This window comes from Lentibacillus sp. CBA3610 (assembly GCF_013373365.1).
Classification (GTDB): domain Bacteria; phylum Bacillota; class Bacilli; order Bacillales; family Amphibacillaceae; genus Lentibacillus.
Genome location: NZ_CP035925.1, coordinates 372,089 through 384,137, shown reverse-complemented (window position 1 = coordinate 384,137; position 12,049 = coordinate 372,089). Strand labels below are relative to the sequence as shown.

General features: G+C 40.5%; 15 protein-coding genes. 7 read left to right on the top strand and 8 right to left on the bottom strand.

Going from position 1 to position 12,049, the window contains the following annotated elements:
- Window positions 1-618: 618 nt before the first annotated feature.
- On the bottom strand, window positions 619-819 hold the full coding sequence (locus Len3610_RS21605) for a DUF2332 family protein (protein ID WP_176446471.1): 201 nt from the start codon (window positions 817-819) through the stop codon (window positions 619-621).
- A complete protein-coding gene (locus tag Len3610_RS01975) occupies window positions 797-1,201 on the bottom strand; it encodes a DUF2332 family protein (protein WP_255259873.1) in 405 nt (134 codons plus the stop codon). The genes Len3610_RS21605 and Len3610_RS01975 overlap by 23 nt, the downstream gene beginning before the upstream one ends.
- 1,197 nt (window positions 1,202-2,398) lie before the next feature.
- On the opposite strand from Len3610_RS01975, the gene Len3610_RS01970 reads away from it, so the two are divergent.
- Window positions 2,399-3,520 (top strand): IS110 family RNA-guided transposase, encoded by a 1,122-nt coding sequence (locus Len3610_RS01970; RefSeq protein WP_255259740.1) that lies wholly within the window; start codon window positions 2,399-2,401, stop codon window positions 3,518-3,520.
- A gap of 578 nt (window positions 3,521-4,098) precedes the next feature.
- Here Len3610_RS01970 and Len3610_RS01965 read toward each other — a convergent pair.
- On the bottom strand, window positions 4,099-5,271 hold the full coding sequence (locus Len3610_RS01965; RefSeq protein WP_176446469.1) for a DUF418 domain-containing protein: 1,173 nt from the start codon (window positions 5,269-5,271) through the stop codon (window positions 4,099-4,101).
- Window positions 5,272-5,395: 124 nt separating this feature from the next.
- Between Len3610_RS01965 and Len3610_RS01960 the strand changes: the two genes are divergently transcribed.
- From Len3610_RS01960 to Len3610_RS01935, 6 genes are all read left to right on the top strand, one after another.
- Complete coding sequence (locus tag Len3610_RS01960; protein ID WP_176446468.1) at window positions 5,396-5,608, top strand: spore germination protein; 213 nt, start codon at window positions 5,396-5,398, stop codon at window positions 5,606-5,608.
- A gap of 15 nt (window positions 5,609-5,623) precedes the next feature.
- A complete protein-coding gene (locus Len3610_RS01955) occupies window positions 5,624-5,827 on the top strand; it encodes a spore germination protein GerPE (protein ID WP_176446467.1) in 204 nt (67 codons plus the stop codon).
- A 114-nt stretch (window positions 5,828-5,941) separates the two neighbouring features.
- Window positions 5,942-6,514: a spore germination protein GerPC gene (gerPC, locus tag Len3610_RS01950; protein WP_176446466.1), complete on the top strand. Its 573-nt coding sequence runs from the start codon at window positions 5,942-5,944 to the stop codon at window positions 6,512-6,514.
- On the top strand, window positions 6,495-6,671 hold the full coding sequence (locus Len3610_RS01945; RefSeq protein ID WP_176446465.1) for a spore gernimation protein GerPD: 177 nt from the start codon (window positions 6,495-6,497) through the stop codon (window positions 6,669-6,671). Before gerPC ends, Len3610_RS01945 begins: the two co-directional genes overlap by 20 nt.
- A 2-nt stretch (window positions 6,672-6,673) precedes the next feature.
- Window positions 6,674-7,045, top strand: a complete 372-nt coding sequence (locus Len3610_RS01940) for a spore germination protein GerPE (protein ID WP_176446464.1) — start codon at window positions 6,674-6,676, stop codon at window positions 7,043-7,045.
- Window positions 7,046-7,109: 64 nt separating this feature from the next.
- The gene (locus Len3610_RS01935; protein WP_176446463.1) at window positions 7,110-7,328 is read left to right on the top strand and encodes a spore germination protein; all 219 of its coding nucleotides are present in this window, start codon (window positions 7,110-7,112) and stop codon (window positions 7,326-7,328) included.
- An 843-nt stretch (window positions 7,329-8,171) separates the two neighbouring features.
- Here Len3610_RS01935 and Len3610_RS01930 read toward each other — a convergent pair.
- The 5 genes from Len3610_RS01930 to Len3610_RS01910 form a co-directional block, all read right to left on the bottom strand.
- Entirely contained in the window at window positions 8,172-8,729 is a 558-nt protein-coding gene (locus Len3610_RS01930) for a hypothetical protein (RefSeq protein WP_176446462.1), read from the bottom strand.
- A 3-nt stretch (window positions 8,730-8,732) separates the two neighbouring features.
- The gene (locus Len3610_RS01925; RefSeq protein WP_176446461.1) at window positions 8,733-9,359 is read right to left on the bottom strand and encodes an SCO family protein; all 627 of its coding nucleotides are present in this window, start codon (window positions 9,357-9,359) and stop codon (window positions 8,733-8,735) included.
- 230 nt (window positions 9,360-9,589) lie between these two features.
- Entirely contained in the window at window positions 9,590-11,263 is a 1,674-nt protein-coding gene (locus Len3610_RS01920) for a cbb3-type cytochrome c oxidase subunit I (RefSeq protein ID WP_176446460.1), read from the bottom strand.
- Between the two features lie 14 nt (window positions 11,264-11,277).
- On the bottom strand, window positions 11,278-11,739 hold the full coding sequence (locus Len3610_RS01915; RefSeq protein WP_176446459.1) for a cytochrome c oxidase subunit II: 462 nt from the start codon (window positions 11,737-11,739) through the stop codon (window positions 11,278-11,280).
- Window positions 11,740-11,756: 17 nt separating this feature from the next.
- On the bottom strand, window positions 11,757-11,927 hold the full coding sequence (locus tag Len3610_RS01910; protein ID WP_176446458.1) for a hypothetical protein: 171 nt from the start codon (window positions 11,925-11,927) through the stop codon (window positions 11,757-11,759).
- Window positions 11,928-12,049: the final 122 nt, after the last annotated feature.

Below are 12,049 nucleotides of genomic sequence, written 5' to 3'. Positions count from 1 at the left end.
TCCAAAAATAAGTGTTTCAGTTTTTCTTTTGATATGTTATGTAACGGGCGCGCCGATAGAAAAAAAACAAATATTCCTAATATACCCGTTCCATTTTACCTCCAATATAAAACATTCTCACTATCATTTATATCTACTTTATCATAAATATCCAATTGTTTTTGGAGAATTTTTTCGACAAAATGGCCCATCATATTAAAGTAAATGTAGCGCGAATCTTATTCCAGAAGTGCACCCGTTTGCGGAACTGTCTTTATAGTGGTAGATGTACTTCTTTTTTGGGATTATAAACCTTAAGCCAATTCTCTGCTTCTTCCTTCATCCAACTCCCAAAGTAGTCCAGGAAGTCCAATATTCTTTCTGGATCCGATAGGATTGATTGCTTACCAAAGCGCAGTTCTTCATTGTTTTTCGGGATAATCCTTTAAAAAAAGTTTACATGCCGGGTATAAATCTCTTGTTTTGTCTACAGAGCATAAAGATCCTATTTCTTTAATTTGAGCCACTTCTTGAAATCCCTCATTTCTTTTTAATACCACCACTTTACACGTGTTAATACAGCAACTACTGCGCCCGCCCGTTAACGGCATAGTCAAATCAAAGTTTGTACAGAAAACTTTAGTAAGACATGAGGGGATCGACTAGATTCCATTGGAACCACCGTCCATGACCATCCGTATCGCCAATTATTAACTTGGTTTCTTTACCATCAATCCAATAATCAAGGTGTAATGCTTTATCCCAGATATTATTGTAGACGTGAATAACGTCTCTTTCTTTACCTATGACCTCGATTTTATTTAATAAATCTAATTTCACATCTTATGTGTTCGCTACATGCGTTATGGAAAATACATATTGCTTGATCAGAAGGTATTTCCTTTGCGATTCCCTCAATCAATGAAACGCCATCACCTTCTATAAGATTTGGTGGTTGTTTTTTAAAAAGTTCAACCGCATCATCAAAAAGCCTTAATCTTTCCTTATGTTCTGGCCAAATGAGTGATTTCAGCCATCTATATTCTTCATTATCATTAAGATTAGGGATATTTAAGTCTAAACCTGCTTTGTGAGTGACAGGAGGGGCTGAACTTGGGATTTCCGGTAGTTCACCTTTAACTTCTGAAGTGATATGTACTTTTGAATTAACATCTCCGAATACCTTGTCAGTCCCATATGAATAGCTATATTGATCCCACATCAAATTGTAAACCTGCACTTGTGCCGATTTTCGATCATTAGCCAGGGGGTTTGTTCACTTGCTTATAGCATAACAAAATTTGGGGCAAAGGTAAGCGCACCGTCTCCACTTCATTGTCTGCACTTAATTTAACTTTTAGAATGTCTATAATTTGTCCCTATTTTAAGGCAAAATCTTTTGAATAAAGGAAAAGCGTCTTTCTTATTTTTTGGCGGATTAGTTATACTTGGATAATAATATTTCAACTCATGATTTTAATCCTTGTAATAGTTAAAGTATGGAACAGCCCCAAATAACATGTTTGGTCTGGCTGTCCTTCTCTTACATAAGTGGATAACTTCAAGTAGTTGCTCAATCAAGGAAGCTACTTGTTAAGGATAGAAATTTCATACATACCTTGTACTTTGCATTCTCTTCTCAGCAAATTTTTTAAAACTTTGAGACAGACTTGTTGATCCACACAAACCCTCCCTCTACTGCATTGTTCCGGATAGGCGCCGATTGTTGCTTACCTTAGATTTGCTAAACACTATTATTTATAGCTGTATAAATAAACACTGTTTAAGATTTAAAAAGTTTATATAATCTTCCCTGCTTTACCTCCACTACAAATGGAAAAGTGACATAATGAAAACAAATAAAATAGAGAATAAGCTAAGCAAGAGATACCCTGGATATCAAAGATAAAGTGGCCAGTAAGATGACAATGTCAAAGCACCGTTTTCATTCTTGATTTTTTTGTGTTTGATATTGGGTTTTCTCCGCAATAGGACAAGTCATTTGCCTGATCCATGTAGTTGTTTTTGATAGTCTCTGTTTCCAAGTCCACTTTTCACCCGCAATTTGGCAAGGTTGGCATCTAATCATTTCCCCCTTTATTCCGTAACTGCGCCTCGTTAATGGCAAAGTTTATTAATTACTACCTATATGATTGAATCAGTTAAGAAAGCGTCTTATTATGGGGCAAACCCATAAAAAAAGTAATATAAATATAAGGCTCTTCACCAAAACCTATGGTTGACAAACTAGTTGTAATTATGAATTTAAGTGACCGCTGCGGAAAAACACTACGCTTTCCCGCAGGAGTTATCATGAACGAAACTAGCCCCTTAATCGTAAGAACGTAGATTAATTTGGTCATACTGTATTACTAGTAAAGCCAAACCAAATCAGAGCTATAATACGAAAGGAGCTAGTATGATGGAGTATATCACAAAATATGTGGGATTAGACGTGTCAAAGGAAAAAATTGCAGTCGGTGTTGCGGAAGAAGGGCGCTCAAAGGCAAGGTATATTGGAATGATTCCTTATACAGTAGAGGCAATCAGGAAATTAATAAGCAAATTAGGGATGCCGGAACAACTTCAATTTTGTTATGAAGCTGGCCCAACCGGGTATGGACTTTATCGTCTCCTGAAGAGTATGGATATTGAATGTGACGTGGTTGCACCATCGTTAATTCCTCAGAAGCCCGGTGATCGTGTTAAGACAGACAAGCGGGATGCCTTGAACTTAGCGACGCTTTATCGTTCGGGAGAGTTAACACCTATCTATGTACCAACAGAAGATGATGAAGCTTTGCGCGACCTGGTTCGGGCACGTGAGGATGTGAAGGAAGATGAATTAAGAGCTAAACAGCGATTGATCAAATTTCTTCTCAGAAAAGAGATTAAAACGCCTCAAGGTACGAAAAGGTGGACAGTAAAGTATTGGGATTGGCTGGATAGTTTAAAAAATTGGAACCGCTCTGCCTCTCGCGTGGCATTCCAAGAATATTTGCAGCAGGTGAAGGAATGTCAGCAACGATTGAAAGTGTTAGAACAGGAGATTAAGGAACAAGCCAACGAAGGCGTCCATGCGCCAATGATTCAAAAACTCATGACTTTACGAGGTGTGGCAGTCATTACAGCTACCAGTTTGGTTGCGGAAATCATGTCATTTGAACGGTTTCAAACGCCTAACCAATTTATGGCCTACAATGGACTGGTCCCCAGTGAAAGTTCCAGTGGTGACTTACGCAGATTAGGAAATATCACCAAGGCAGGAAATCGTCATGTACGGAAATTATTAATAGAGGCGGCGTGGAGCTATCGTTACCAGCCTGCCGTGAAAGGTGAGCTAAAAAAGAGGCAACAAGGACAGCCAACGAATATCCTGAATATTTCATGGAAAGCACAAAACCGCCTGCACAAAAATTACTTCCGCCTATTAGGACGTGGGAAGGAAAGCGGAAAAGCCATCACGGCCGTTGCAAGAGAACTGGCAGGATTCATTTGGGCCATAGCCAATGAATCGGATACTGAAACTCAAGCGCATTAAGTTACGTATAAAGGCATATTATTCGGAAACTGAACTGCAGGATAATGGGAAAAGGAAAGGAATATAGGGCTTGGAGGCAAAGATAAACCGTAAAAGGAATAACGCACGACGGAGACTTGTGCTAGCCAGCCATTGGTGAACGCACGCCAGGAGTTCGTGACAGATCCTTATACGGAAAGATATAATGTGAGAACCCACGGATATCAGTCTCTTAACCGGAGCAGAGATTTTTGCCTTCATGCCGTGTATTTCTCTTCTTCACAACCTATGAAGAGGAGGAACTTCCATTCTTCTTAGCTTTGTATGAGTATCTCCTATATCTGAACAAAGGGCCCAATTCAGACCCTTCGCTTAAAGTTGTCCAAAAATCACATTCAAAAAAATTGTGCGGAGGTCCTTGACAGTTTCGTTCATATTCCTCCGCTAGTCAGTCTTTTTACCATAGTTATCCACTAATATCAACCATAGATTTTAGTGTTGACCCAAATATAAAGGGTAATATATATCCAATACCTACTGCTACACACTAAAATTGCATTTAAATTAAAAAGTATTTACAATCATAACCTTATACCGAGTCATCCTTTTTCTCGCAACGGCTGCCTTTTCTTATATGTCAGACTGCGCCAGGCCCATTCAAGCGGACCATAACGGAACCGGGCCGTCCACCATTTACTCAAGACAATCTGCAGACTGTAAACAATCAGAACGATCCCCATTGCTTCAATCGGCCTCACTGAACCATACAGGCCGAATCCGATACCATAAAATAACACAAAGCAGATGACCGATTGCAGTATATAGTTGCTCAGCGACATGCGCCCAACATAGCTGAACGGCTTCAGAACCTTTTTGCCAAACCGGCTTTGCCCAAGTAATGTAATTGAAAATAGGTAAAACAATGCCGAGGCAGCTCCGCCGACATTATCCTGCGCGTACGAAAACCATTCCGGATTACCGTATAAATATGGCCCCGCTTTCAGCACAATGAAAAAAATCAAACTAATGATCCACCCTGCCACTAACTTTTGTCTGTGCTCCGTCGGTTTATGCAGCCAGCGTTTCCGTCCAAGATACGCTCCAAACAGAAATAAGGGCAATAAAGTAGTTCCCAGGAGTACATAAGAAAACAGACCATTGGAATAGAGCCAGTCATTCAAATTCTGTCCTAAAATAACAGACAAATCATCACTGTTATAATTCTCTTTTGCAAGCGAAATTCCCGCCGCATCAGAAGTCCCGAGGAAATCTCTAACATTGTATAACATTGCAGTATACAAAAAGACACTGATACCGAGCATGAGCGATCCCCAAGTTAAAATCACGCGATCACTGCTATTGATAAACGCCAATAGAAATAAACCGATCATTCCATATGATAATAAAATATCACCATGCCATATTAAAAATGCATGGACCAAGCCAAATCCGATTAATATAACAAGTCTTCGAAATAAAAATGGAATAACTGCAATATCTTTTTCCTCAAGTCGTTCTTTTAAAATTTGCAAACCAAAACCGAACAGAATCGAAAACAATGTGTAGAAACTTGCCTGAAAGAAAATATCAATCACTATTTGTATAAATTGATCAAGTTCTGATGGCCATGCATCCATTTCCCCGCCATATAAAAAATACGGTGCAGAGAATGCCCCGATATTGACAACGAAAATTCCCAGAATCGCAAACCCTCTGGCTGCGTCAATCCACATCATGCGTTCAGATTTTTGTAAAGGTACAGTAGTGTTCATGAATATAACAACCTTTCCGTTAGACCAGCTTCCCACCATACTGTTCTATACATACGACCACTCCTGTTCACTGGTTTCACAAATCCGTATTCATACATAAATTATAGAGAAGGAGGACGTTACAATGCCAGCAAAAGTGGGTGCAGTAAAAGTGAATACAATCGATAATTCAAGCATCTTCAATATCGGGGATGTCTATTCCATGTGCCCGGAAAGCACTGCAAAAACCTATGCTGGCGGCGGTTCTTTCAACACTGGAGACAGAACCCGCATCAGACTGGGTCAGTCGATGACATACGTGTCGGACAAAGACAAATTTGACCAAACTATAACGTAATATGGAGTGTTTCGTATGAATTTGATCGTTCATCAGTCAATAGCCATCCATTCAATCAGAGTAGAAGCGATATCCAACTCATCTGTTTTTCAGATAGGCAGCACCGGAAGCATTCAGGCGCAATCAGATATTCATAATACGGGTGGCTTTACTGAACCCGCTGAACCTGCTGAACCTGTGGGTGAACATACGGTAATCAGACTCCGGCAGCCCGGTTAGTATCACAACCTGAACACGATGTGCATATATTATGTATAGGTCTTTGCCTAATAATGGTGTTCAAAAAATGCGGTGAAAATGACAACTTACGAATCGTAAGGAGGGCACACTTATATGAATGGCTGGAATCAATATGTTTACAACCTCTATCAGCGTATCGATGAACAGGATCGAACCATCCGGTCACTGGAAACGCGAATACAGCAGCTCGAAAACCATACAAATCAGCAAAGTCACCAAGGTTTGGAAAAAGTTGAATATCACTTCGATCAACTGAAAATCGAAAACCTTAACGGAACCCTGCACATCGGTTTAACACCGGAAGATTTGAACAACATAGACGATTTTTCTGTCCCGGAGGCCAATAATTCAATGGTCAAACAACAATTACTGCCTGAACTGGACACATATTTACGGGAAAATGGCGAACAGCTTATTCGTGATCTTGCCGTTCAGCATCATGTCCCAATGGATCATATCGATTCGAATTTGCTGATAGAAGATATGGCAAAACAGCTGCCTGAACGAATTGCACATTACGAAGCGGAGGCCGGACAAAATAGGCAGGAATTTAGCCAGGAACAGTTAACATTTCATATAGGTGAGCAAATTAAACATGAAATTTATCACTCATTAACTAAATACATGGAGGGGAATGATCAATCCAATGAATATGGAAGTTCATAATTGGGGTTTGCATGTCAGCAACATTGAAGTCACGACGGTCACAGCATCATCTGTCTTTTTAATCGGTGATAATGATGCATTTGTCTTGTCATCTTTTTTTGATACCCCACCTGAAGCCGCTGCTTTAGGATCGATTGTACCATTAGCAGGTGGTTAATCATGCAAAAACGAACAGCTGCTGTCAGTAAAATCAACCTTAACGGCTTAACATACTCTGCTGTTTTCAATATAGGCGATACGACATATGCCGGACCACAATCAAAAGGGATTGCTGTACAAAAGGAAGGTGCAGCTTTTCATGAGGATGATGGGATTTATTTTAAGGATTATTCGCTGTTTCATCGGGAAGCAAATTGGCCGCCAATCGCTCCGACTGTAGAAAAAAATACGGTTCATCACCGTGATACCATTCAAGTGGACAGCGTGAGAATGATTGGTGTCAGCCAAACGGCCATTTTTCAGGTTGGCAGTATTGACAAAGTCGATAGTGAAGCGAGAATTAAGCATCTTCGCAGATATTTAAACGCTTGATTTCACACAAAAACACATGATGTTCATAAACTATCATAACCAACTATCCGAAGAAGGTGTTTTCATGCCATCAATTGTAGGACCCATTAAAATAAATAGTGTGGATGGAGGCGTCATAAACTTTGGTGACTCCTTTTACCTATCACCTAAAAGCACGTCAAAAACAAGTTCCGGTTCGGGTTCATTTAATACCGGTGACTTCCTGAACACCAATAGCGGTGTCAATTCAACCAATCCGGTCGACCCTGATATAAACGACCAAAATCTCTCCGCAAACGCTTAGAAATTTTCTACAGACGGTGTGAACCAGTCCTGTAAAAGGATTTATCCAGGACAACAAATAAAGATCTCTCATACAATACTCCCTCTCTTACAAAAATCCAGCCGTCATCATGGTAAGACGGCCGGATTTTTTTTTAATCGTAATAGATCTCCTCTCGATCGGTTGATTCTTTTTTGTAGCGCATTACGATCGTGACAGATCTGCTCTTGATCGGTTCATCCTTTTTTGTAGCGCATTACGATCGTGACAGATCTGCTCTTGATCGGTTCATCCTTTTTTATAGCTTATTACGAACGTGATAGATCCTCTCTCGATCAGTTCACCCTTTTTTATAGCGCATTACGATCGTGACAGACCCTCTCTCGATTGGTTCACCCTTTTTTATAGCGCATTACGATCGTGACAGACCCTCTCTCGATTGGTTCAACCTTTTTTATAGCGCATTACGATCGTGACAGATCCTCTCTCGATTGGTTCACCCTTTTTTATAGCACATTATGAACGTGACAGATCCTCTCTCGATTGGTTCATTCTTTTTTATAGCACATTACGATCGTGACAGACCCTCTCTCGATTGGTTCACCCTTTTTTATAGCACATTATGAACGTGACAGATCCTCTCTCGATTGGTTCATTCTTTTTTATAGCACATTACGATCGTGACAGACCCTTTCTCGATTGGTTCATCCTTTTTTATAGCACATTACGATCGTGACAGATCCTCTCTTGACCAGTTCACGCAAATTCTTGATACGCCTTTCCAGTTCATATAAGCGTAAAACAAAAAAATACCACAGCGTCGGGCACTGCGGCAGTGATACTTCCCATTGGGTATATACCTTGCTATTCATAATCAGACGGGTTAACGAAAAATAATTGAATTAAATAAATTAAAATGGCTGCAGCGACCGTAATAAAACCCCATCCAAGGGTTATTTGTTCTTTGACCAGATAGTTATTGCATAATTGAACCGGGGATGCAATATATAATATACCCGTTCCCGTATAAACAATCAAGAACATGAGCAATGTTCCGTTTTTCCATTTTGTCGTCAGTTTGTTCCAGCTATCCCGTAGTGGCACACCAGCCAAAAATGGCAGACTGATAAACTTGAAGATTTCAACAAGTGGTATTGTCAGTGCCTCATCCATCGCTCGCGGGATATTCCAAAAAAACATAATGATCATAAACAGCAAAATTCCGGGAATCCCGTTCATGTTATATTTCGCAAAAAACGATGGGAATTTTTTTTGGAAAAGAGGCGCCATTAAAAATCCAGCAACAACAAGCAATGGCATTTGCATATGCATATGAATAATCATGATTGATTCTAACAGTTCAACGACGGGAGGGAGCATGAGAAATAGATAGAAAACAAGTCCAGCGATTACCTGAGTCATTCGTTAGCCCCCCACTTCCTGATCTAAAATCGAATTGACCCGATCAGCAGCTGCATCCGGCTGAGTATAATCCATCACATCAATTAAATAGCCGTCCGGGTCGACTAAATAGAATGCAGAGTTATGAGTGAAGTTTCCATGATCATCCGGAATAACAATGACGCCAAATTCCTCCAGCAATGCATCCAATTCAGCCTGGTCCGGAATCCGTGCCATGCGCCATGTTTCACCATCACTTTCAAAATAACCCCTATATTTTGTCAGGGTCTCCGGATCATCCCGTTCTGGGTCAAAACTAATACTTAAAAATGTTATATCCTCTCCTATATATTCTTCAGGAAGTTGCTTATAAACTTGCAGCATATTCATCTCCAGTTCAGGACAGACATCCTCACAGGACGTATACATGAACGTAATAAACAAGTAGTTTCCTTCAAAATCAGAAATAGGATATACACGTTCTTTGCTATCCTCTAATGTTACTTCGGGAAACTGTGGCTGAGCTTCAAGTAAATCGTTTGTTCTTGCTGTTTCAGCTGTGAAAGCAGTGAAACCATCTGTGCCAACAGCAAATAGTAGAATGCCAAACAGGATAACAACAGTTGTCGCTATTGTGTTATTTTTCCTCATCACAATCACGCCTTATGAAAGACTCGGCCTCTGTCTCGTCTTTCCAGAGGTAAGAGGTCAGATTTGTGTAAATCAGCGAATTAGCCGACTTCATTATACATCATCCTAAATTTTATCACCTGATATCGACGTCAAATCTTTATCATTTAAGAATATTTCCGGGTCAATCAGCCTTTTTATAATTGGAAAGGGATAGCCAATCAGAAAAGCTATCCCTATTTAACCCACTCTTACCACAATTGGAATGGTGGTGATCCCGGTGGTGCATAGCCGATAAAGTCAACCAGTGGAATAACATATCCCATCGCCACAACCACCAGCATGATAAGAATAGTGCGGCTCCAGCGTTCGGTCCAGAATGGTGTTTTACTTGCTTTGTCTTCTACTTCGCCAATCGGGAATTCTTCCTCACCCTTAGGAGCACGGAACATCAGATGGAATACCGCATACACTTGCATGATGACTGCAATAATCAGGATGGTTCCCCCAATTCCCAGGAAGATTAAATATGGGTCCCAGCCTAATGCGGTAGCGTTGTCGCCATATGTTGAGTAGGATGTTCTTCTTGGTGATCCCAGTAATCCGACCAGGTGCATCGAAATCGACATCAACGACATACCAATTGTCCAAAGAATTGTAGTAATGACGCCAAATTTGTTCATGGCCGGCGTTAACACACGTTTTGAAATATATGGCACCAACCAGTAGCTGACTCCAAAGAAGGTTAAGGCTACAGTCATTCCTAATGTTAAGTGGAAGTGTCCGACGACCCACAGTGAGTTATGGACAACCTGGTTTAACTGGTTTGTTGTTTGTACAATTCCGCCAGCACCGGCTGGTATAAATGCAATCATGGCAATCATTGGTGCCAGGAAACGTGCATCTCCCCATGGCAGCTTTTTAAAGAAACCGAATAACCCTTTCGCACCTTTTGCCCTGCCTGTACGTTCAAATACACTGAACATGGCATATGCTGTCATTAATGATGGGAATCCGATGGCCAAACTCATGAATACATGCAGATATTTAACCGATTCGGTAATACCCGGGTCAACGATTTGGTGGTGGAATCCGCCGGGGATATTCAGGATAACCAGCAGAATAATGACAACGCGTGTTAACGTATCACTGAAACGACGGCCGCCAATGACTTTTGGTACAATGACATACCATGCTGATAGGGCTGTTAAATACCAAATGTTGACTAATGTGTGGCCGAATGCCCAGAATAAGGTCCGGCTCAGCATGACATTAATCGTTTCCACCCAGCCGAATGCCCACGGGATAATCATGAACACCTCAATGGCTACTGGAATACTGCCAAAGAATAATAGAACAAAAACACCTGTTGCAAAGAATGATAGAATTGGCAAATGTTGGCCTTTGTGATTTTTACGCCAATTTGCCACTTGGATAAATGCGCCAAATGCAGCCATCCATACACCTAACACAATTAATACCAATCCGATATAAAACCATGGTGATGCCTGCAGTGGCGGGTAAAATGTGTACATGACGCTTGCTTCACCCATCACAATTGGAACTGCAGAAAACACAAAACCTACCAGCTTCATGCCAAAGCCGATCCATACCATCTTCCTGACTTTTGGAATCAAGCCCCCTAATGTGTGGGACATACCCGCATAAAAGTAACCAATGGCAAAAAATGATGTAAATACAAGAACTAATAATAGGCCGTGTGATGTCAATACTTGATAATAATCATACCATGATGGAAGTTCCAGAAGTCCTGCACGATTTAAACCCTGCAGCAAGCCAAAGACTCCTCCAAATAACAAGGCAATAAACGAAACGGTAAAATATGACTTTGATATTCGAGCATCTTCTTCGTTTAATCCCATCGCCTGATTCGCTTTATCTTTAATCTTTTCAGCTAATGCCATTGACCTTCCCTCCTTTATTTAACAGTGATTGTAGTGGACATCATTTGGTGACCGGCACCACAATATTCATTACATAAAATCAAATACTCGCCCGGTTCATCAAATGCTTGCGTGATCGTTTGAACATATCCTGGCATGACCATGGCGTTCACATTCGTTCCAGCAATTTGAAACCCGTGTGTCACATCTTTTGACGTCATAATGAAAGTCACTTCAGAACCTGCCGGAATTTCAATATCAGCCGGTGTGAACATGAACGCTTCAAGTGTCATGACCACTTCATATTGATTTTCACCCACTTCATAAACACCAGGTTCGTCAAATGGCTCGGTTTCATCCACTTTTTGCGGATCGAGGGTTTCCGTATTACTTGGTGGTCCCATCTCTAATGCAAACGTCTGATAACCTGTGAATAACATAAAACCAATAATCATAATACTGCTTATTGTCAGCCATATTTTTTCATGTTTATGCATCACATTTACCTCCCTTATTAAATGTCAACCCGGAACATATATAACCAGTAGATCGCTATATACAGCGCAAAAATAAATCCGCCAACAAAGATCATCGAAGAAGCAAATGCACCTTTTTCAGAATGCTCCCGCTCTTCAACTTCAAGGTTATCTTCCTTTTCTTCAGGATTAACGTTATCCATTTTCATGAAAATCAACCTCCCTTTGGATTTCTTACTTATATCCTATTTGAGAAAGGCTCTCACCAAAGTGAACTGTATCACAGGTAAATGTGATTTTTATTACATTTTTTATCAAGCCACATTTTTTC

Bases quoted from the DNA above. Each gene is read 5' to 3' on its own strand.
- Len3610_RS01940 (WP_176446464.1), top strand. From the start codon at position 6,674: ATGCAAAAACGAACAGCTGCTGTCAGTAAAATCAACCTTAACGGCTTA.
- Len3610_RS01970 (WP_255259740.1), top strand. From the start codon at position 2,399: ATGATGGAGTATATCACAAAATATGTGGGATTAGACGTGTCAAAGGAA.
- Len3610_RS01975 (WP_255259873.1), bottom strand. From the start codon at position 1,201: ATGTGGGATCAATATAGCTATTCATATGGGACTGACAAGGTATTCGGA.
- Len3610_RS01920 (WP_176446460.1), bottom strand. From the start codon at position 11,263: ATGGCATTAGCTGAAAAGATTAAAGATAAAGCGAATCAGGCGATGGGA.
- gerPC (WP_176446466.1), top strand. From the start codon at position 5,942: ATGAATGGCTGGAATCAATATGTTTACAACCTCTATCAGCGTATCGAT.
- Len3610_RS01925 (WP_176446461.1), bottom strand. From the start codon at position 9,359: ATGAGGAAAAATAACACAATAGCGACAACTGTTGTTATCCTGTTTGGC.
- Len3610_RS01910 (WP_176446458.1), bottom strand. From the start codon at position 11,927: ATGAAAATGGATAACGTTAATCCTGAAGAAAAGGAAGATAACCTTGAA.
- Len3610_RS01960 (WP_176446468.1), top strand. From the start codon at position 5,396: ATGCCAGCAAAAGTGGGTGCAGTAAAAGTGAATACAATCGATAATTCA.
- Len3610_RS01965 (WP_176446469.1), bottom strand. From the start codon at position 5,271: ATGAACACTACTGTACCTTTACAAAAATCTGAACGCATGATGTGGATT.
- Len3610_RS01945 (WP_176446465.1), top strand. From the start codon at position 6,495: ATGAATATGGAAGTTCATAATTGGGGTTTGCATGTCAGCAACATTGAA.
- Len3610_RS01955 (WP_176446467.1), top strand. From the start codon at position 5,624: ATGAATTTGATCGTTCATCAGTCAATAGCCATCCATTCAATCAGAGTA.
- Len3610_RS01935 (WP_176446463.1), top strand. From the start codon at position 7,110: ATGCCATCAATTGTAGGACCCATTAAAATAAATAGTGTGGATGGAGGC.
- Len3610_RS01930 (WP_176446462.1), bottom strand. From the start codon at position 8,729: ATGACTCAGGTAATCGCTGGACTTGTTTTCTATCTATTTCTCATGCTC.
- Len3610_RS01915 (WP_176446459.1), bottom strand. From the start codon at position 11,739: ATGCATAAACATGAAAAAATATGGCTGACAATAAGCAGTATTATGATT.